Source organism: Mesorhizobium sp. AA23 (genome assembly GCF_001672435.1).
Lineage (GTDB): Bacteria > Pseudomonadota > Alphaproteobacteria > Rhizobiales > Rhizobiaceae > Mesorhizobium.
Genome location: NZ_LYTP01000012.1, coordinates 607,119 through 626,722, shown reverse-complemented (window position 1 = coordinate 626,722; position 19,604 = coordinate 607,119). Strand labels below are relative to the sequence as shown.

Genomic DNA, 19,604 nt, shown 5'->3' with positions numbered 1-19,604 from the left:
CTTAGCCATCCTATGCCAGCGCCTCGGTCGCAAAGCTCCCGCGACCGGCGGTCAGGCCGCGCAGCTTGTCGACAAAAGCCAGGCAATCGCTGCGGTCGTAGCTCCAGGTCCGCGGATTGCGTGCCAGCACCCGCGACTTCAGCTTGCCGTAGTGTTCCTGACCCATTCGGCCGAGCGCGGTGTCGAGTCCTTCGGACGTCGCCTCGGACAAAAGCACACCGATGTCCTGCTGCTTGAGGAACCGGCCGGTTTCGGTGCTCGCCATCGAGATCGGCACGGCGCCGAAGCGGCAGCCTTCGTAGAGGCGGTTGGGAAGCAGCCATTCGGAATTCTGGCCCTGCTCGAAGAAATCGATCGCCCAGGAGAAATGCACCTCGCGGTAGATCGCCGGCATGTCCTCCGGATTGCGATAGGAACCGCGGAAGGAAAGCCAGGGCTCGGCTTCGACAAAGGCATGAAAATCCGGGAATTCGGAGAGCGCGGGACGCCCCCTGAGCACCACTTCAAAGCGTCCGTCTTGCCGGCGGGTGAACTCGGCCAGGAGTTCCAGCGAGCGCCGGCAGCGCAGCGCGCCGAACCAGCCGATGCGCCAAGGCGGCGCCGCCGGACTGTCGTCCTCGCGGCGATGATCCGCCGGCACGGGCATGGTGTCGAAATATTTGTTCTCGATCAGCTCGACCGGCGCCGCGATTTGCCCGAACGGCTTGAAATAATTGGCGACGAAGGCGGGAGAGCTGGTCACCAGAAGCTTGACGTCGCGGGCCAGATGGCGTTCGGCGCCGCGCAACGTCTTGCCGATCAGGTCGTTGCGCAACACCAGCCGATGGATGTCGAGGCACTCGTAGACGATCGGCACGCCGGCGCCGAAAGCGCGCCTGGCGCGGCTGGCAAGCGCCAGCATCTCGAGATTGCGCGCGATGATCAGGTCGGGTCGCGCCAGGCCCGCGAATTTGGCGCCGATCGACATGGCGGCCTTGGCAACTGCGCCGATGCGCTGGGCGAATCGGCCATCGCGCGTCGGTCCGAGGTCGACGGGCCTGATGCCTTCGATCTCGGCGATCGGATTGGAGGTGCGACGGAAGCCCGCCAGGGTTATCCCGGCGCCGCCTGCCCTGAGCATTTTTATCCTCCGGCGCACCGCCGGGTCGGATATGTCATGCACAAGGTACAAGACATGCAGCATGAAACTCGACCGCTTTTGGGCCCGCCACCCAAGAGGGGATGCTAGTACAGCTTTTGCTGCATCGCAACATTTTTGGTGCAGCGTAGCAATCGGCGCACATTTTTTGTTGCGCTGCAAAAACTTCTTGCGGTAGTTTGTGCATGGCGGCGGGCGCCGGTCGCGACGATGACTGGCGCAAAATCAGGAATCCAGAATTTGGAAACCAGTGCATTCGATCCGCCCGAGGGCTCCCTGCGCAGATCGGTCGGGCGCGGCGCCGTCGTCACCGCGATGGCGCAGGGCGTGCGGGTCGCCACCCAAATCGTGTCGGTCATCGTGCTGTCGCGGCTTTTGTCGCCGCAGGATTTCGGCGTCGTGGCGATGTGCGCGCCGGTGCTCGCCTTCATCGCGCTGTTCCAGGATTTCGGCCTGACCCAGGCGACGATCCAGAAAACCGGCATCCGGCACGAGGAGATCAACTACCTCTTCTGGATCAACACGGCGGTGAGCGCGATCCTGGCCTGCGTGCTTGCTGCGGCGGCTCCCCTGGTGGCCGCCTTCTACGGCGAGCCGCGCGTCACCGGGCTGGTTGCCGCCTTCGGCCTGCAGATCATGGCCTATGGTCTCGGCGCCCAGCATCTGGCGTTGCTGACGCGCCGCATGGAATTCAGCCGGCTCGCCGTCATCGACGTCGCCAGCGCCGTTACGGGCCTTGTGGTCTCGATCGCCTGGACCTTCATCGACCGCTCCTATTGGGCGCTTTTTGCCGGCACGCTGACCGGCGCCGTGTTGCCGACGCTTTGCTACTGGGTGTCATCGCGCTGGCGTCCGGGGCTGCCGCGCAAGGTCGAAGGCATCAGCCAGCTGATCAATTTCGGCGCCGGCATCACCGGCTTCAACTTCGCCAATTTCTTCGCCCGCAATCTCGACAATGTGCTGATCGGCAAATATTGGGGCGAGGCGCAGCTCGGCCTCTACGACCGCGCCTACAAGCTGCTGCTTTTCCCGCTCAGCCAGATCACCAACCCGCTGTCGAAGGTGATGGTGCCGGCACTTTCGCTGCTGAAGGACGAGCCGGACCGTTATCGCAGCGCCTATCTGCGCGTCATGCCGCTGATCCTCCTGGTGGCGTTGCCGGGCGTGGCCTTTGCCACCGCCATGTCGGATACGCTCATTCCTTTCGTGCTCGGCCCGCAATGGCGGGAGAGCGCCAACATTTTCCTCGCGCTGGGCTTCGCCGGCCTGCTGCAGCCGCTCAACAATCCGGCCGGATGGCTGTTCGTCAGCCAGGGCCGTTCGGGCGATTTCATGCGCTGGGGCATCATCACCGCCGTCACCTCGGTGCTGGCCTTCGCCATCGGCCTTCCTTATGGCGCGCTCGGCGTCGCGGTCGCCTATGCGGTCAGCGAATATTTGCGGACGCCTTTCCTCTGGCTCTATGTCGGCAAGGCCGGGCCGCTGCGGGCGAGCCATGTGCTGCACGCAGCCGCCCCCTTCGTGCTCGGCGCGCATCTGGCGCTGGCCCTGGTCTGGGTCGCCAAGCCGATGCTGCCGGCGCAGCCCATCATCGCTCTCGCAGGCGGCGCGGTGCTGTCCTATGTCGTCACCATCATCGTCGCGCTCGCCTTCGGCGCCGGCCGCGAGGCGCTTCGGGAGGCCCTGCGGCTGATCCCGGCGCGCGGGTTTTCGCCCGCGCCCAGCGAGGCGAAATGACCTTGCCGGCGCAAACCGCCAGGCATTCCGGCCGCGGCCGGACAGCCCAAAACTGCTGACTTTTGAGGGTTAGGCAACAGCATGAATTACCGATCGATCTCAGACATGAACGACGCGATCGCGCGGAACCTGCACCGGCTGCCGCGCGACATCGACCTGGTGGTTGGCGTGCCGCGAAGCGGCATCCTCGCCGCGACGCTGGTCAGCCTGACGGCGAATATTCCGATGACCGATCTCGACAGCTTTCTCGCCGGCAAGATCTACACCTCGGGGATCACCAAGCGGCGTGCGGCGCTCGATCGGCAGCATTCCGAAATGCGCAAGATCCTGGTGATCGACGACAGCGTCAGCGGCGGCAACGCCATGCGCGATGCGCGCAGCAAAATCGCGGCTGCCGGCATCCCGGGCGATTTCGTCTACGCGGCCGTGTTCGGCCTGCTTTCGCAGCACAAGGAAACCGATATCGTCTTCGAGGTCGTGCCGCATCCCAGGATGTTCCAGTGGAACTTCATGCATCACGTCTTCCTCGAGCAATGCTGCGTCGACATAGACGGCGTGCTTTGCCTCGATCCGACCGCGGACGAGAATGACGACGGGCCGGCCTACGAAAAATTCCTCACCGAGGCGCGGCCGCTTCTCGGGCCGACGCGCAAGATCGGCTGGCTGGTGACCAGCCGGCTGGAAAAGTATCGCAAGCTGACTGAAGCCTGGCTGGCCAAGCACGAGATCAAATATGACCATCTCGTCATGCTCGACCTGCCGAGCAAGGCCGAGCGGCAGCGGCTTGGCGCGCATGGCAGCTTCAAGGCCGAGTTCTATCGCAAGTCGGACGCCATCCTGTTCATCGAGAGCGAGCACGAGCAGGCGCTCAAGATCGCCAAGCTATCGGGCAAGCCGGTGCTGTGCGTCGAAACCAACATCGTGAGCTTTCCCGACGCGTTTTCCTTGCCGGCGCTGGAGCAGGCGGCCCGCAACCTGCCGGCACGGCTCAGGCAGATCAATTCGCCCGAGGGGCGCAAGAAGGTCATCAAGACCGCCGCGCGCGCCCTGCTCGGCGAACGCGCCTATGAAATGCTGAAGAGCCGGGTCAAAAGACCAGCGTAAGCAAAACCTAACGCGGATTTAAGGTGCCTCGCGCCGAATCGCATTCAGTCGACGTTTGAGTCGTCGTTTTGATGCCTGTCGCGCCCCAGAACCGCTGCAGATTTCTGGGCGACATGCATTAAGCAGCGCGCCGGGCGCGCTGCCTGGCAGCCCTGTCCAGCAAGGCGAAGAAGGTGGCGAACTGGCGCTCGGGATCGAGTTCCGGGCGCTGCGAGAACGTGAGCGCGGCTTCCGAGACTCGCTCATATTCCTCGCGATCGTTCCACAGCCGCCTGAGCGCCGTGACCCAGTCCTCGAGCGGCGCGTCATAGTCCAGCACGACGCCGCCGGAGCCGATCGCTTCGGGCAGTCCGCCGCGCCGCGAGCCGACGACGGGAATACCGCTGCAATGGGCCTCCGAGGCAACGCGACCCCACGCCTCTTCCCATTTGCTCGGCGCCAGCAGGATCCTGGTGCGGCCGTAGAGAGTCTTCATGTCGTCGGTGCGGTTTTCGAGCTTGATATTGGAGAACGGCGCGATCGTTTCCGCGATGCGGGCGCGGTGATCGTCATCCAGCTTCCAGCTCTCGACGAACAGGAAAGGGATCTCCCTGCAGGCGGCCGCGATCCGCACCGCCAGCTCGAAACCCTTTTCCTCGTAGGGATTGATAAAAGTGACGTACTCGCCCGTCGTCGGCGTGCTGTAAGAGGCCGGATTGATCGTCGGCGGGATTACCGTGGAATCGATGCCAAACTCGCGCTTGTAAGTGCGCGCCGTGAACTCGGAATTGGCGATGTAAGACGCCGAGTTCAGCTCGCGCAGATCGCCCCCGAGTTCATGGAATTCAACATTCCTGAGATAGACCACCAGCGGCACGCCCTCGGCCTCCAGCGCCTTGCCGAGCGGAACCGATTTGTGACACTGCACCACCGCTACGTCCGGCTGCAGCTTCTTTACGGCAAAGGCGGCCGCTTCCCAGGGGAACCAGGCGCGCACCACCGGATAGCCGGGGAAATTGTCGATGACGGCGCGCTGACCGAGGAGCTTCATCTTGGCGCGCGCCTTGTATCCGAACATGCCCTGGCCGAACAAGGCCGCAAGCACCGATGCCTCATGACCGTGTTCGATCAATTGCTCCGCCAGATGATGGGTGCTCGACTGGACCCCGCCGCTGAATTGCGGCGGATAGCCGTTTCCGCCTGCGAAGAGAACTTTCATGGTTCGGCTCCTTGTCACATTTTCTTGGCCAGTTTTCCTGGCTTGCCGGCAAACATGCCGGCGGGCAGTGTCAGGCAGTCTGCTGCTCGAGATTGGCGAACGGATTGGTGCATGGATGCCAGCCGGTGAAGCGGATCGGATCATGGGGCGAGCTGCGCCAGGCATAATCGGTCAGCATGTGGAACTCGGCGATGACCCAGCGCTCGAAATTGCCGACATCCTGCTGCTTGCGCCTGGGTAGCAATTCGCGCGCCCTGTCGAGCCTCACGGTCTCCAAAAGCGTCACCGCGTCCGCCAGCTTTTCGCTCGGGAATATCCACGGGTTGCGGTTGCGGAATTCGAGCACGAATTGCTGCAGGTGCTCGATGCGCATGTTGAGCGGGCCGAAGTATTTCTCGAGCGTGAGGCGGACCAGATCCTCATCCGAGAAGGACGATACGGCCGCAGCGGCGATGCCGGTCGAAGCAATGCCGCCGGCAACAACGGCCAATGCGGTGCGTCGCGTGATCTTCATCGACCCCTCCTTCATGCCAGCCGGCTCGCCGCCCGCAGCGAAAGCGCCGCGGCGGTCAGGCTTGGGTTGGCGCAGGAACAGCTCGGATAGGTGCTGGTGCCGACGACGACGAGGTTCCGGAGCTGGTGGTGGATCATGTCGCGGTCGACCACCGAGTCGGCCGGGCCGGTGCCCATCCGCAAGGTGCCCTGCACATGCGACTCGGTCGGCCTTATGCCGCGATCGAATATCTGCTCGACCGGAAGCGGCTTGAGCAGCTCCGGCAGCCTCTCGAGCGCCTTGGCCATGCCCTTGGTTGCATAGTCGGAGGCACCCTTGAAGCTGACGAAGACGTTCTCGTTCTTGTCGAGGATCACCCGGTTTTCCGGGTCGAGCAGGTTTTCGGTGACAATGACCAGCGGCAGCGCCTGCCGCAGCCGCCCCTTCTCGGCTCGCATGCCGTGCTGCCAGCGGTTCTCGAAATAGACCAGCGCCGCCGCGTGCTCGGCGCGATGCGGGCCGTCATAGAGGCCGAAATTCAAGCCGGTGGTGATGGTGCTGCCGTCGAAATTGTCGACGCCGTCGAGATAGACCTCGTAGTTCCAGCCATAGGATTCGTGCAGGCCGAGCCCGACGAATTCGCCGCCGAGCCCCGAGCGCAACATGATTGCAGGGCTCTGGATGGCGTTGGCGCCAAGGATGACGAGTTCGCCGCTGACCGAATATTCCTTGCCGTCGCGCAGGAAGTCAACCGAACGCACCGAGCCGGCTGAATGGTCGAGCCGCCGCACTTCGGCGCCCAAGCAAACCGACACGTCCGCGTGCTGGAAGACGTGCATCAAACCATTGTTGGCGGTGAACTTGGCGTCGGCCGGACACAGCCAGCATCTGAGGTTGGCGCAGCATGAGTTGCGCTGCGCCGTCGCGACGCGGGCGCGGGCGGTCGGCATGACGAAATGCTGCTCCGGCTGCGCCGCCTTCATCATCCGGTCCGGCGTCGACATGCGGTGCGGCGGCTGCGGAAACGGCCGCGAACGCGGCAGCATCCGGGCCATGTCGGGGTCGCCGGAGATCGACATGACCTCCTCGGCGTCGCAGTAGAACGGCTCCAGCTCGTCATAGCTGATCGGCCAGTCGTTGCCGACGCCGTATGTGCTCTTCAGCCTGAAGTCGTTGGGATGGAAACGCGGCGTCTGCGCGAACCAGCAGTTGGTGCCACCGCCGAGGCCGATCGTGTAGTTCCACGGCTTGTCGGCATTGTCGGTCTTATAAGTGCTCTCGTCGTCTATGTCGGTGTTGGCGTTCTGGTCAAGCTGCCATTCATGCGTGTTGTGGCGGCCCCATTCCAGCACCAAGACCCGGGCTTTGCGCCGCTTCAGGAACTCATGCAGGAAAAAGGCTGAACCGAACCCGGAACCGATGACGACGAGGTCGAAATGCTCGTTGGCGATTTGTTCGGGCTGAACGTCCATCACCATCAGATCGAATCTCCCGAAACGCGCACGATCATTATCGACCCTCCATCATTGTCGGTCCCACTGTCGTTCGCCGGAGCCATGCGGCGGGAAGCTGGCGGCGGACACTGTCATGCCGCCATCCTGCCGATCGAGTGGTATTCGATGCCGTAGCGGGCGATGACCTTCGGGTCGTAGAGGTTGCGGCCGTCGAAGATGACCGGTGTCGTCAGCGCGTCCTTGAGCGCGTCGAAGGAGGGAGCCCTGAAGCTCTTCCATTCGGTACAGATGAGAAGCGCGTCGGCGCCGCGCAGGGCCGCTTCCTTGGTGCCGCACAAGAGAAGGTCCTCGCGCTGGCCGTAGATGGCCTGGCACTCCTGCATGGCCTCCGGATCGTAAGCCTGCACCTTGGCGCCGGCGGCCCAAAGCGCCTCCATCAGCGTGCGCGACGGAGCCTCGCGCATGTCGTCGGTGTTCGGCTTGAAGGCCAGGCCCCACAGCGCAAATATCTTGCCCTTGAGGGCGCCCTGGAAATAGCGGTTGACCTTGTCGAACAGCACCGATTTCTGCGCGTTGTTGCGCTCTTCGACGGCGCGCAGCAGCTTGGCGTCGAACTTGACGCCCTCGGCGGTCTTGATCAGCGCGCGTACATCCTTGGGGAAGCAGGAGCCGCCATAGCCCAGGCCGGGATAGATGAAATGGTAGCCGATGCGCGGATCGCTGCCGATGCCCTTGCGCACCTCCTCTATGTCGGCGCCCAATTGCTCGGCGAGGTTCGCCATCTCGTTCATGAAGCTGATCTTGGTCGCCAGCATGCAGTTGGCCGCATACTTTGTGAACTCGGCGCTGCGGACATCCATCACGATCATCTTCTCGTGGTTGCGATTGAACGGCGCGTAAAGCTCGCGCATCACCGCCTCGGTGGCCTCGCTCGACGTCCCGACGATGATGCGGTCCGGCTTCATGCAGTCGGCGACCGCCGAGCCTTCCTTGAGGAATTCCGGATTCGAAGCAACGTCGAAGGTCAGGTCCTCGCGGCCGCGCGCCTTCAGCGTCTGGGCGACCCTTTCCTTGATCTTCTCGCAGGTGCCGACCGGCACGGTGGACTTGCCGACGACAATCTTGGGCGCGTCCATCTCGCGGCCGATGGCCTCGGCGACGGCAAGCACGTATTTCAGGTCGGCCGAGCCATCCTCGCCAGGGGGCGTGCCGACCGCGATCATCTGGATCTGGCCATGCTTGACCGCCGCGGCCGCGTCGGTGGTGAAGCGGATGCGGCCGGCGGCGTGGTTCTCCTTGACGAGAGCTTCCAGTCCGGGCTCGAAAATCGGGATGAAACCCTGGTTGAGCCGCTCCACCTTCGCTTCGTCGATGTCGACGCACACCACCTCGTGCCCGACTTCCGCAAGCACCGCGGCCTGGACGAGACCGACATAGCCAATTCCAAACACCGTCAAATTCATTTGGTTCTATTCCTGTTTAAGGCCGGGCCGCAAAAACGGCCCGGCCAGTTAAGATGTCCCCCAGGCCCATGAGGCCTAGATATTCGGCATGATCCGCATCCCAAAACCAGTTCCTACTTTGGGGGACATGCCTAGTTGCTGTTGGTTATGGTGCATGCCAGCGACTCCGGGAACTGGCACGGCTGGCCGAGCGCTGTGAAAGCGATGCGCTTGACCTGCATGGTCACCTTGCGGCCGGGATCGGCGAAGGCGCCCATCCAGTTGGTCAGTTTGTCGCTGCCCCACAAGCTGAAGAATATTTTTTGCGGATTGGTCGGCAATTCGTCCGGGTTGGTCACCTCGTTGACCAGCTTGCCGTTGACATACCAGCGCAGCCGGTCCTTCTCCCAGACGAAGCCATAGTCGTTGAAGCCTTTATCGGCGCCGCCTTCGACGTCGACCAGCTTGCCGTTCTTCGGCTTGCCTTGGATGTAGCTGTTCACCTGGACTTTGGTCGGATCCTTGGTGAGGACCTCGAAGTCGATCTCGTCCCAGGGCTTTTTGTCCTGCGGTCCGATATAGGTGAAAAAGGCGGCGTTGAGGCCGGATCCGGTATCGGTCTTCATCCGCGCCTCATAGACGCCGTAGCCATAGCGCTGCTTGGTCTGGACCTCGGCGCAGGCGAACTCGCGATCCTTCAGCTTGCGCTTTTCGAAGCTCAGCGACAGCACGCCGTCCGAAAGCCGGACAAGGTCCTTCGACCATGTGCAGTTCTGATGATTGCCGTTGCTCCAGCCGTCGGAGACGAACCAGCGCGAACGGTCGAAATTCGAAAAATTGTCGACGAAGGACGGCGCGCTCTGCATCTCCTCGGCATGCACCGAATGGGGTGGTGCCACAATGGCGGCTGCGGCCGCAAGCAACGCGCCGGCGAGCCAGAGCTTAAGCGTCTTCGACCTGTTCGAATTCGCGCGCGGCATGCTGCAAGCAGCCGCGGTGGAGGTGTCGTTCGGATATGCGTTCATGACAAACTTACCTTTGTGCTGTCCGCCCCAACCCAAAGTCATTCCTGGCCCGCCTCCAGAGAGCCGCTTCTGATCCTCCGCCTCTTACTCCTCAAATGTTTTGCAGCTATGACAGCGCCTGGAAGCGCTGTCAGCCTCTGCCCGCAGACCTTGCCTGTGCGGCCTGCGAACCGGGTTGCCCGACACCATCTTCGACAATCGCGTCGATCGAGTGACGCAGTTCCTTCATCAGACCTTTCTGACGCGTGAGTTCGGCGATGCGCCGCTCGTAATTCAGGATCGCGCCGGTCATCGTGTTGACATCCGACGACTTGTCTGTCGACGCGGAGCCGTTCTCCATTGCCTCGACCAGGAAAGCGGCGTTGGTCGCCGTCGACCGATAGCGGTTCTCCAGCCCGGTCTTTTCCGCTTCGATCTCGGCAGAGATCTGGTCGAACAGCTTCGCCAGACGGTCGAGCCGCTGGAGATCGGTCTGCCGGTCACGAGCCGGATCCCTGGATCTGAAGCCAAAAATCGAAGCCATTCGATCGGCCTTTCGAAATTGCTGCACCGCAGCATAGCTTGCCATTCTCGGGGCAAGTAGGCAACCTCGTAGTTTCGGAAAGCGGATTTTTTTGGGAACGGCGCCCGCGCTGACCGCCTTTGTCGGATCATTCCGTCGCGGCACTTGTTGCCGGCAACAGGATGCGCATCGGCGGCACCTGCTGCTTCGCAGCAATGCCGGCGCGGCGGAGCAAGGCGTCCAGCTTGTCGGCCGCCACGCCGCGAACGATCGGGATCAGATTGGACTGGCTGGCCAAGGCATAGGCGGCGGCCGATGCCAGGCCGCGCTCCGCCTTCACGTCAAGGAAATTCCGCAGCCGGTATTTGTCGCGCACATGGCGCTCGTGGCGCCGCAACGCGGCCTTCGAGCCCTCCGGCAGGTTGCCCAGCGCCAGCAAGGCCAGGTCGGCATCGGCAAGCCGCTTCAGATCCTGCGTCCTGTGGCGGCCGCTCAGCGAATCGGCGCGAACGATCGCACCATAGCCGCAGGTCTTGATGATCTTGAAACGCGCGCCGCGGGCGACCGCGCGCGCATAGAGCTCGTAGTCCTCACCGAGCCGCAGGTTTTCATCGTAGCTCAGCCCGTGACGATCGAGGAACGCCCGGCTGATCACCGGCTTGAGGAAGCCCAGTTCGCCGCGCAGCACGCGGCGACGGGAAATGTTGCCTTCGATGAAATGCTCGAAGTCGAGGAATTGCGGTTCTGGCGCGAAGGAGGGAGCCGCGACCTTGGTGGGGTCGGTCGCGGCATCGTCCCTGATCAGCATGATGTTGTCCGCCGCGAAATCCCAGTCGGGGCTGGCAAACAGCCGGCGGAAACGGCCTTCGAGGAAGAAATCGTCGGCGTCGAGGATGCTGATGAAAGGCGAAACGGAGGCTTTGATGGCGGCGTTGCGCGCAAAGGACGGCCCCCGGTTGACGTCGAGACGCATCACCTTGAGCCGGCCGCTGCCGTCATCGGCGGCGCGCGCCACATTCTGTGTGTCGTCGGTGGAGGCGTCGTCGACCACGACGACTTCCGCCACCTCCGGCTCGCGCAGAGCCGAAGCGATGGCGACCGGTATGGTCCGCGCCGCGTTGCGGGCAGCGATGATGACGCAGACCCTTGGGGTCGTCACGGCCATGATTCACCTTTCGATTGCGTGAGTGACAGCCCGCCTATGAATGCAAAACCGATCTTCATGCGTTGCCCCGCACCGGCGCGGCCGCGGCCGGCCGCTCGAAGATCCGCCGGCTGAGATCGGCGGAAGCCGCCCAGCCGGCCTCCGCCAGATAGCGCACCGGCTCGCGACCGCAGAGCTCCCACAGCACCGTCCGCCGTTGCGGCCAGCGCAACGAAGAAAGCCAGGGCGCGATCACCATGTGAAAGAGGTCGGCATTGTCGATGCGCGCCAGGATCCGGGTGGCGCGGTCCGAAAGCAGCGTGGCGGTACCGCCAAGCAGAACATCGGCCGCGCGCAAAGCAAGCAGCAGCGTGTCGGCGAGGCCCTGCTCAGCGGCATGGTCGAGCAGTTTCTGCTGCTCGGCTTCGTTCAGCCGGCCGGCCGCGGCTCTGACGTCGCAGACATAGCCGGCGCAGGGCTCGCGGTTGAAGAAGGCTTTGGCGACGCTGATGCAGGACAAGAGCAACGTGTCGGACGCCGATATCAGGGGCATGGAGGCGCCCGCAACCTTGACCTCGCGCTTGCGGCGCAGGAAGCCGTCGATGTCGCGCGGGCTCGGCGAGCCCGGCTGCTGCAGCCGATAATGGAGATCGACCGTTGCGGCCCGCACGCCATCGTCGCGGACCATGTGCTGCTCGCCGAGGAAACGCACCCACCAGACCGACCGGGACTTGCCGGCGACCTCGTAGCCGGCCGAGCGAAGGGCTTCGCGGGCGGCAGCGAAGCCGGACGGGCAAACCAGAATATCGACGTCGCCGGACGGCTTCATGAAATGGTCGCCGTAGAGCAGTTGCTGCTGGAGCGGTCCCTTCAGGAAGACGAAGTCGATCTGCCTGTCCTGCAACACCTGATGGATGGCGATCGAATCGCCGATGGAGGCGGCATTCATCGACATGGTACGCCGGCGATAACCATCGAGCCATGCGAGCAATTCGGGAGGCGTCGGGCCGGTGGCCCCATGCGAGAGAGCCTTGAGCAAAAAGACCGCGACCTTGTTCAACCTCGCAATGTCGGTAACGTCGGCCACGCAGATTGCCGGAGCCGGCATACCGCCATGGTCGACTGCTCGCGCTGTTGGATTGAAGAACAGCCGCAGACAGGCCTGCACATAGGCGACTTCGTCGGCACTGCCGGCCGCACGCAGCCTGTCGTAAGAAGCGTCCTGCACGGCCATGCCCGTTGTCGTCTCTCCGCAAAACCGCCCGCGGCGGCGTTTATACCGCAACTGCGAAGAAAAGCATCGCCAAAAAATCAGGAGCGCCATCCAGCGCCTTCCCAAGCCGCCTCGCGCCTGCAACCTTAGCGTTCATATCCGCTCATCGCCGATCACTTTTGAAGACAAATCCGGCGGCGGCGAAGTGAGCCGGCAATCTGCTATTTTCTGAAGTGTTTTCATCGCAATTCCCACATAGCCACTTAAGCTCACGAACTTACCTCAATCAAATCAGATGCTTACTTAGACGGCAAAAAGGCGATGTTGAACGTTCGAGTGGTGTTCGCCCGAGATGCAAAAAGCCGACGGTGTCATCACCGACGCAGGCATGCGCAACCAAGAATTGATTACTGCCTGGTAAATCAGGCTTGACTCATAAATGTTGCCGTGCAGCAATTGCAATGCAGCATAGCAATATGCTGGCGGCATTCCGACGCCGCTTCCAGTCTTAATTGGAGAATAGAATGGAACAGAATGTTGAAAAGCAAGAGTACGAGACCCCAAGCCTGACGGTTCACGGTTCGATCGAAACGATCACGCAGGGTGCCTCCGGGACCACGGCGCTTGACGCGGCATTTCCCGCGCACACACCGGTCGGTGAGCTCACCTTCTCCTGAGCTTGCAGCGCCCGGAGTTGTCGCAGTTGGGGCTCCGGGCGTTCTCTTTCTTCAAACGGTGAACCGGGGGCCCTGTCCTGGGCTCCCTGAGGATCGCAGGCAACCGATCCCGGTCGAGGTCACGCAAGCGTTCAACAATGAGGTTTTAGGATGCACTGGAACCCATCGAACCATGACCGCGTGGTCGCGAGCGGCGATGCCGTGGCTTGTGAATTCGGCAACGGACTGGCGCTGCTCCATCTTAAATCCAACATCTACTACAGCCTGAACGGCGTCGGCGCCTACATTTGGGAGCTGATCCAGGAGCCACGACCGATCCCCGACATAACAAGCGCGGTGCTCGCCCGCTATGATGTCGATACAGAACGCTGCAAGGCCGATGTCGAGGGCTTGCTCAAGGGACTGATCGAAGCCGGGCTTGCGAGGTTCCACCATGAGGAACTGGCCTAGGGTCCTCTCGCTTAGCGGGCTGGAGGCGCTGTTTCTGGCGCGCTGCCTGGCAGTGGTCAGCCTCGTGCGGCTGGGGCTTACGCTTTCGTCCTATAATCGCATGCGCGCTCTGGTGACTCGACTGGAAGCGAGGAATGACGCTGCCATCGCCGATCTGCGGCGCGTCGCATGGGGCGTTGCCGCTGCTGCGCGATACGTGCCGGGCGCCAGCTGCCTTACCCAGGCGCTCGCCGGACAGTATCTGCTTGCCCGCCAGGGCAAGGCCTCCACGATCAGCATCGGCATCGCGCGCGACCCCGGCGCCGATCTCAAGGCGCATGCCTGGCTGATCAGCGGCGACCACATCGTGCTTGGCGGCTCCATCAACGGCTTTGCCCATCTTGTCGATCACGGACACTAGGCGATGAGCGGCGTCGCCGGAATTCTGCTCAGACAGGATGGCAGCCCAGCGGCGGCGGCCGACATCCAGCAGATGCTGGCGCGCATGCGCCACCGGGCGCGCGACGGCAGCTCATGGTGGACGGACAGACACGCAGCACTAGGCCATGCCTGGCTCAACACGACCGGCGAGCAGGGCCCTGGGCCGCTGACAGTGGCCGGCGGCAAGCTCGCCATTACGGCCGATTGCCGGCTGGACAACCGCGAGGAGCTTCTGGCGCAACTTGGCGTGTGCGACCGATCGGCCGCCGACGCCATGCTGCTGATGCAGGCCTATCTCAAATGGGGCGAGGCCTGTCCGACCTACCTGCAAGGCGATTTCGCCTTCGCGGTCTGGGACGCCGAGCGCCGGGCGCTGTTTTGCGCGCGCGACCATTTCGGCGTCAAACCTTTCTACTACCACTGCGCCGACAGGCGCTTTGCCCTCGCCTCGGAGATCGGCCCACTTCTGGCGCTGGATGGTGTCGGCAGGGCTCTCAGCGAGCATCAGATTTCCGGCTTTCTCGCCGGCCTGCCGGACGATCCACAATCCACGCTCTATGCCGAGATCTTTCGCTTGCCCGCTCGGCACAGCATGACGGTGACCAACAATCAGGTCGTGCTGAGCCGCTACTGGGAGATTGAGCCGTCACAAAGGCCGCCGCGTTCGGATGCGGCGGACGAGTTCCTGCATCTTTTCGCGCGATCGGTTGAAAACCGGATGCGGGGCACTCCGTCCGTCGGTGCCATGCTGAGTGGTGGGCTCGATTCGTCCTCGATCGCCTGCATGGCCGGACTTCAAGCTGCGGCGACGCAGAAGCCGAAGCTCAAAACTTTCTCGCTGGTGTTCGAGAGGGGGTCTTCGATGGACGAGCGGCCCTTCATCGATGCAGTGCTGGAGCAATATGGGCTCGACGGCACGCTGATCGCGGTCGGCGACTATGCGCCCTTCGCCGAGTTTGATCGCATTCTGGAGGAACAGGAAGGGACCTTCCTGGCGCCCGGTCTGTCCTTGACCCGCAGCGTCTATCGCACCGCGAGCGCCAAGGGCGTCACAGTGCTTCTCGACGGCCACGGCGGTGACGAGGTCGTATCGCAAGGTCATGGGCATCTGCATGAGCTCGCCCATCGCGGCAGGTGGCTGGAGCTGTGGCGCGAGCTGCACAGTGCCGCCAACACCTATGGCGACGGGATGCTGCCTCTTTACTTCAAGTTCCTCGCCGCCTACGGGCCGGCCTGGCGGATTGCCAGGATGAGGGCGAAGGCCAGGCGCCTTCTCGGAAAACTGCGGCGCAGACGCTTCGATGCACCGCGCGCGGCGTGGGCAGGACTGGTCAATCCGGAGCTTGCCAGGCGTACCGATCTCGCCGAACGTTTCCATTGCGCGGCCTATATGCCCGCCTATGTCAGCACCAGCGAAGCGCTCACCCATCGCTGGCTTCTGTCCACCGGGCTGGTGCCCCATGCTTTCGAGGTTCTCGACAAGGCCGCCGCCAACTTCGCCATCGAACCGCGCTATCCGTTCTGGGACAAGCCGCTGGTCGAATTCTGCCTGGCACTGCCGGGCGAGGAAAAGCTGCGCAACGGCTTCGGCCGCCATGTGCTGCGCCGGGCGATGGAAGGCGTGCTGCCGCCGGCGGTGCAGTGGCGGCGCGACAAGATCGATTTCACCGCCAACCTGGTCAAAGGCATGATCGTCAACCATCGCGATCTCCTGGACCGGCTGCTGGTGTCGGACAACGACTTGATCGCGCCTTATGTCAATCTGCCCGAGGTGAACGCGGTCTATGCGCGCATGCTGCAGCGGCCCGAGCAGGCGACGCTGCCCGACGTCCAGCATATCTGGCGTTCGGCCTCACTGTCGCTATGGCTGCGGCAGGTCCAACAGCATGGAAGCCCTGCATGAACTCTCCAGCCGCTTCTCTTGCCGCGAGGCCCGGCTCCGCCATCGAAGCGGCCCCTCGAAACGGGCGTGCCCGTCGGTTCTACAAGGCGTACGGCCTGACGATCGGGTCGGAGGTGGCTTTGCCGGAACTGGAACCGACCGCGCCGGCAACACCGGACATCGAGATCGCTGTTGGGCCGATCGATTTTCCGGAGGCTGCATTGGCGAACGCCGCGGTCTTTCGCTTCGAGCCGACACGCCAGTACCTGTCCTGGCAAGCCGTCGGCACTTTCCTGATCAGCGATGCCTCCCGGATCGATGTCGATCCGGCGCCGGGCGTCGATGATCCGCTGCTTGCCTTCCCACTTTTGGGTCCGGTGCTGGCGCTCACGCTGCATCAGCGTGGCCTGCTCGTCCTCCACGCCAGCGCGATCGCCGTTGGCGGGCAAAGCGTGATCTTCATGGGCGACAAGGGTGCCGGCAAGTCGACCACGGCGGGCGCGATGATCCGCGCCGGTCATCTGCTGCTTACCGACGATGTCGTGGCGCTGGACCTGTCCGATCCTTCACGGCCGATGATCCTGCCCGGCTTTCCGCAGCTCAAGCTTGCAGCGGATGCCGCGAACGCCATCAGGATCGGCCGAGCGGAGGTGCGGCCGCAGGTGCATCCGCAGATCGAGAAGGCGCAGCATCGGCTGCGAGATGGATTCTCCGGCGAAGCCGTGCCGGCGGCCCGGATCTATGTGCTGGAGCGCGACGGGCAGGCGGCGATCACGCCGCTAAAGGGCACCGCCGCCCTGCCGGCGATCATCAAGTTCTCCTATGTCACTCGGTTCGGCCGGCAGGCGCTGGTCGGCGATTTCGCGTCCACGCATCTCGAACAAAGCGCGCAGCTGGCCGGCCGGATCGGCGTCAGCCGGCTCGAAGTGCCGGCAGGCCTGGAGCGGATCGACGAGGCCGTCGCCGTGATCGAGCGCGATCTAGCCGTCGGCGCGCGGGCAAAGTGAGCAGCAGCATGGCGTGGTCCTCGAAACTTCGCCTGACACTTTTGCGGGACGTGGCCGGCTTCGGTGGTGTCATGGCGCATATCGGCGGACAGCGCACGCTGACGGCGCTTGCTTTCCTGGTGCTCGGGAGTCTGACCGAGGGCCTTTCGATCCTGCTTTTGATCCCGCTCTTGCATCTGATCGGCAGTGCCGACCAGGATTTCGCCGTGCGCGTACCGGGCGCCTTGCGCTGGCTGGTGCCGGGCGGGACGCTCTCGCTGGCGACGGTGCTCTGCCTGCTCGTCGCTCTGGTGGCGCTGCAGGCTATGTTCAACCGCTTCAAGTCGCTCTACATGGCGCGGCTGCTCTACGACTTCGTCAACCGGGTGCGCATGAACCTGTTCGAGAGCATCGGCAAGGCGCGCTGGGGTGTCTTCACCCGCATGCGCAGCTCCGATCTCGACCACGCGCTGACCGGCGACATCGACCGCGTTCAGGCGGCAGCCTTCTCGCTGCTGATGCTCGCCCAGACGGCGCTGCTGCTTGCCGGCTACCTCGTGGTGTCGGTGTTCATCTCGCCGGTGATGACGTGCTTCGCGATCCTGATCGGCGTGCTCTTGTTCATCGCGCTGCAGCCCTTTCGCGCGCGCGCCACCGCCTACGGTCGCGTGCTGACCGGCAGCCGCCAGGACCAATACCGCACGGTCTCGGAGTTCCTCGGCGGCATCAAGGTGGCCAAGAGCCTGAATGTCGAGGCGAGCTATTTCGCGCAACTCCGCGCGACGCTGGACAAGATGAAGGCGGACAATGTCGCCTATGTCCGCAACAGCACCATCGGCACCGCGCTGTTCCAGGTCGCGAGCGTGATCGGGCTCAGCCTGTTCATCTATATCGCGCTGGTCCGCTTCCATCTCTCCCTTGCGGAAATCGTCGTGTTGCTCCTGGTCTTCATGCGGGTCGCGCCCCGCTTCATGGACATGCAGGTGCAGGCGCAGCAGATGCTGATCAACCTGCCGGCCTACACCGCCATGCAGGCCCTGCAGGCGCGTTTCGATGCCGCGCGCGAGATGGAGTCCGGCGATGCCGCGCAGAACGCAAGGCTGTCGCTCGACAGGGGCCTCGATATCCGCGACGTCTCGTTCGCCTATGGCGCCGGCGATGGAAGGCCGGTGGTGAGCGGCATTAGCTTCGGCCTTCCCGCCGGCGAGGTGACGGCGCTGATCGGCCCGTCCGGTTCGGGCAAGAGCACGATCGCCGACATGCTGCTTGGGCTGCTCGAGCCGAGCCAGGGCAAGATCCTGGCGGACGGTGTCGAGATCACCGCGCAAAACCGCAGGGCCTGGCGCGGCCAGGTGGCCTATGTGCCGCAGGACGTGTTTCTGTTGCACGACACCATTGGCGCCAATCTGCGCCTGGCGGCGCCGCAGGCCGGCGACGAGGAGCTGTGGGCGGCGCTGCGCAAGGCTCATGCGGCCGACTTCGTCGAGCGGCTCGACGGGAGGCTCGAAACGGTGGTGGGCGATCGCGGCGTCAGGCTTTCCGGCGGCGAACGTCAGCGCATCGCGCTGGCACGGGCGCTGCTGCGCGAACCCTCGCTGCTCATCCTCGACGAGGCGACGAGCGCGCTCGACTGGCAGAATCAGTCGCTGATCGCTCAATCGATCGAGGAACTGCGCGGCAAGATGACTATCCTCACCATCGCGCATCGGCCGTCGATGATCGCCTTTGCCGACTGGGTCGTGGCCATCGAGGGCGGCCGCATCGTCGAGGTCGGGCAATATCAGCGGCTGAAAGCAAAGTCGGGCAGCCGGCTGGCCAGGATGCTCTACGGCGAACGGGCCGAACGGGAAACCGCAACATTGGCCGACAATACGCCGCCCCCGGCGCCGGCTGAAAGATCAGCGGAGGCTGCCGCGCCGGGCGGTTAGCTTTTCGCCATCGGGCACCTTGATGCCACGGTCGGCCTGCCGCGCCTTGTCGGCGGGTATCGGCCCGCTCCTGGCGATCATGGCGAACACCAGAACGAAGTACCCCACCTGAATGACGACAGCGCAAATCACGGCGCGCATGATGATGGTGCCAAGCGATTCGCCGTCGAGCCAGGACCAGCCGACTACAACAGCGAGCGTGAATATCATCCCGACGATGAACTTTGGCAAAGACATGCTCGTCGGCCCGTCAACCGGCACGCGCATGCAGAGGCTGTGGCTTACCCACCCGCGTAACTCCCCGTTTCGCCAGAGAGCTATTTCTGGCTGCCCAATCCGACCGGTTGCTTCCGGCCTTTCCGACCCATCCAGACTATGACAGCAACAGTTTGCCACTCTATTAAGGCGAGACCTTTGCGGCAAGGCCAAATGCACATGAAGCCAATGGTTTCGCGGCATCGACTCTGCCATGCTGCGGCGCACACCCCTGCATCGCCACCTATTCACTATAGCGAAATCCTCGATAGTAGAATCCGAAACATTAAGCAGTATTTAATGCGATGAACTTACCTGAACGAGTGCTTCTTACGACCTGCAACCGCCGTTCGTCTGCAGCAAAGAATGCATCGCCCAAAATCAGCCCGAAAGCTGTACTACATTTCCCAAAAAACCTCTCACCTTGTCATAAACATGCCACAAACGCCAAAATTTGGGCACGGCAGGTTTATTATTTGGTCAATTCATGACGCGAACATTTCACGCGAATGGGAAATTGTGTGTTGCGCTGCAGCATTTTTTTGGTATCGTGCCG

The 19,604-nt window shown here is 63.3% G+C and carries 19 protein-coding genes; 9 read left to right on the top strand and 10 right to left on the bottom strand.

Features of this window, described 5'->3' with window-relative positions:
• Window positions 1–10 precede the first annotated feature (10 nt).
• Complete coding sequence (locus tag A9K66_RS13640) at window positions 11–1,183, bottom strand: glycosyl transferase family 1 (RefSeq protein ID WP_067324239.1); 1,173 nt, start codon at window positions 1,181–1,183, stop codon at window positions 11–13.
• A 195-nt stretch (window positions 1,184–1,378) separates the two neighbouring features.
• Between A9K66_RS13640 and A9K66_RS13635 the strand changes: the two genes are divergently transcribed.
• Window positions 1,379–2,875: a lipopolysaccharide biosynthesis protein gene (locus A9K66_RS13635; protein ID WP_067324237.1), complete on the top strand. Its 1,497-nt coding sequence runs from the start codon at window positions 1,379–1,381 to the stop codon at window positions 2,873–2,875.
• Between the two features lie 81 nt (window positions 2,876–2,956).
• Entirely contained in the window at window positions 2,957–3,979 is a 1,023-nt protein-coding gene (locus A9K66_RS13630) for a phosphoribosyltransferase (protein ID WP_067324235.1), read from the top strand.
• A gap of 118 nt (window positions 3,980–4,097) precedes the next feature.
• On the opposite strand, the gene A9K66_RS13625 is transcribed toward A9K66_RS13630, so the two are convergent.
• The 8 genes from A9K66_RS13625 to A9K66_RS13590 all read right to left on the bottom strand — a co-directional run bounded on the left by A9K66_RS13625 (window position 4,098) and on the right by A9K66_RS13590 (window position 12,471).
• Window positions 4,098–5,177 (bottom strand): glycosyltransferase, encoded by a 1,080-nt coding sequence (locus tag A9K66_RS13625; RefSeq protein WP_067324233.1) that lies wholly within the window; start codon window positions 5,175–5,177, stop codon window positions 4,098–4,100.
• A gap of 70 nt (window positions 5,178–5,247) precedes the next feature.
• A complete protein-coding gene (locus A9K66_RS13620) occupies window positions 5,248–5,691 on the bottom strand; it encodes a hypothetical protein (protein WP_067324726.1) in 444 nt (147 codons plus the stop codon).
• A gap of 11 nt (window positions 5,692–5,702) precedes the next feature.
• Window positions 5,703–7,148, bottom strand: coding sequence for a GMC family oxidoreductase (locus A9K66_RS13615; RefSeq protein WP_067324231.1), 1,446 nt, complete (start codon window positions 7,146–7,148; stop codon window positions 5,703–5,705).
• Between the two features lie 107 nt (window positions 7,149–7,255).
• The gene (locus tag A9K66_RS13610; protein ID WP_067324230.1) at window positions 7,256–8,587 is read right to left on the bottom strand and encodes a UDP-glucose/GDP-mannose dehydrogenase family protein; all 1,332 of its coding nucleotides are present in this window, start codon (window positions 8,585–8,587) and stop codon (window positions 7,256–7,258) included.
• Window positions 8,588–8,718: 131 nt separating this feature from the next.
• Window positions 8,719–9,591 (bottom strand): glycoside hydrolase family 16 protein, encoded by an 873-nt coding sequence (locus A9K66_RS13605; protein ID WP_067324228.1) that lies wholly within the window; start codon window positions 9,589–9,591, stop codon window positions 8,719–8,721.
• Window positions 9,592–9,721: 130 nt separating this feature from the next.
• Entirely contained in the window at window positions 9,722–10,114 is a 393-nt protein-coding gene (locus tag A9K66_RS13600) for a hypothetical protein (RefSeq protein WP_067324724.1), read from the bottom strand.
• A 127-nt stretch (window positions 10,115–10,241) separates the two neighbouring features.
• On the bottom strand, window positions 10,242–11,258 hold the full coding sequence (locus A9K66_RS13595) for a glycosyltransferase (protein ID WP_067324226.1): 1,017 nt from the start codon (window positions 11,256–11,258) through the stop codon (window positions 10,242–10,244).
• Between the two features lie 55 nt (window positions 11,259–11,313).
• Window positions 11,314–12,471, bottom strand: a complete 1,158-nt coding sequence (locus tag A9K66_RS13590) for a nucleotidyltransferase family protein (RefSeq protein WP_067324225.1) — start codon at window positions 12,469–12,471, stop codon at window positions 11,314–11,316.
• Here A9K66_RS13590 and A9K66_RS30255 point away from each other — a divergent pair.
• From A9K66_RS30255 to A9K66_RS13565, 7 genes are all read left to right on the top strand, one after another.
• Complete coding sequence (locus tag A9K66_RS30255; RefSeq protein WP_127215155.1) at window positions 12,470–12,682, top strand: hypothetical protein; 213 nt, start codon at window positions 12,470–12,472, stop codon at window positions 12,680–12,682. The genes A9K66_RS13590 and A9K66_RS30255 overlap by 2 nt on opposite strands.
• Window positions 12,683–12,974: 292 nt before the next feature.
• Window positions 12,975–13,127, top strand: coding sequence for a lasso peptide (locus A9K66_RS29485; protein ID WP_082953851.1), 153 nt, complete (start codon window positions 12,975–12,977; stop codon window positions 13,125–13,127).
• 150 nt (window positions 13,128–13,277) lie between these two features.
• Window positions 13,278–13,577, top strand: coding sequence for a PqqD family protein (locus tag A9K66_RS13585; protein WP_067003437.1), 300 nt, complete (start codon window positions 13,278–13,280; stop codon window positions 13,575–13,577).
• Window positions 13,561–13,977, top strand: coding sequence for a lasso peptide biosynthesis B2 protein (locus A9K66_RS13580; RefSeq protein WP_067324224.1), 417 nt, complete (start codon window positions 13,561–13,563; stop codon window positions 13,975–13,977). The genes A9K66_RS13585 and A9K66_RS13580 overlap by 17 nt, the downstream gene beginning before the upstream one ends.
• 3 nt (window positions 13,978–13,980) lie before the next feature.
• Window positions 13,981–15,900 (top strand): lasso peptide isopeptide bond-forming cyclase, encoded by a 1,920-nt coding sequence (locus tag A9K66_RS13575; protein ID WP_067324222.1) that lies wholly within the window; start codon window positions 13,981–13,983, stop codon window positions 15,898–15,900.
• Window positions 15,897–16,886: a serine kinase gene (locus A9K66_RS13570; RefSeq protein WP_082953850.1), complete on the top strand. Its 990-nt coding sequence runs from the start codon at window positions 15,897–15,899 to the stop codon at window positions 16,884–16,886. The genes A9K66_RS13575 and A9K66_RS13570 overlap by 4 nt, the downstream gene beginning before the upstream one ends.
• An 8-nt stretch (window positions 16,887–16,894) precedes the next feature.
• Complete coding sequence (locus tag A9K66_RS13565; protein ID WP_082953849.1) at window positions 16,895–18,793, top strand: ABC transporter ATP-binding protein; 1,899 nt, start codon at window positions 16,895–16,897, stop codon at window positions 18,791–18,793.
• On the opposite strand, the gene A9K66_RS13560 is transcribed toward A9K66_RS13565, so the two are convergent.
• Complete coding sequence (locus A9K66_RS13560) at window positions 18,764–19,030, bottom strand: exopolysaccharide production repressor exox (protein ID WP_067003432.1); 267 nt, start codon at window positions 19,028–19,030, stop codon at window positions 18,764–18,766. The two genes, A9K66_RS13565 and A9K66_RS13560, sit on opposite strands and share 30 nt — an antisense overlap.
• Window positions 19,031–19,604 lie beyond the last annotated feature (574 nt).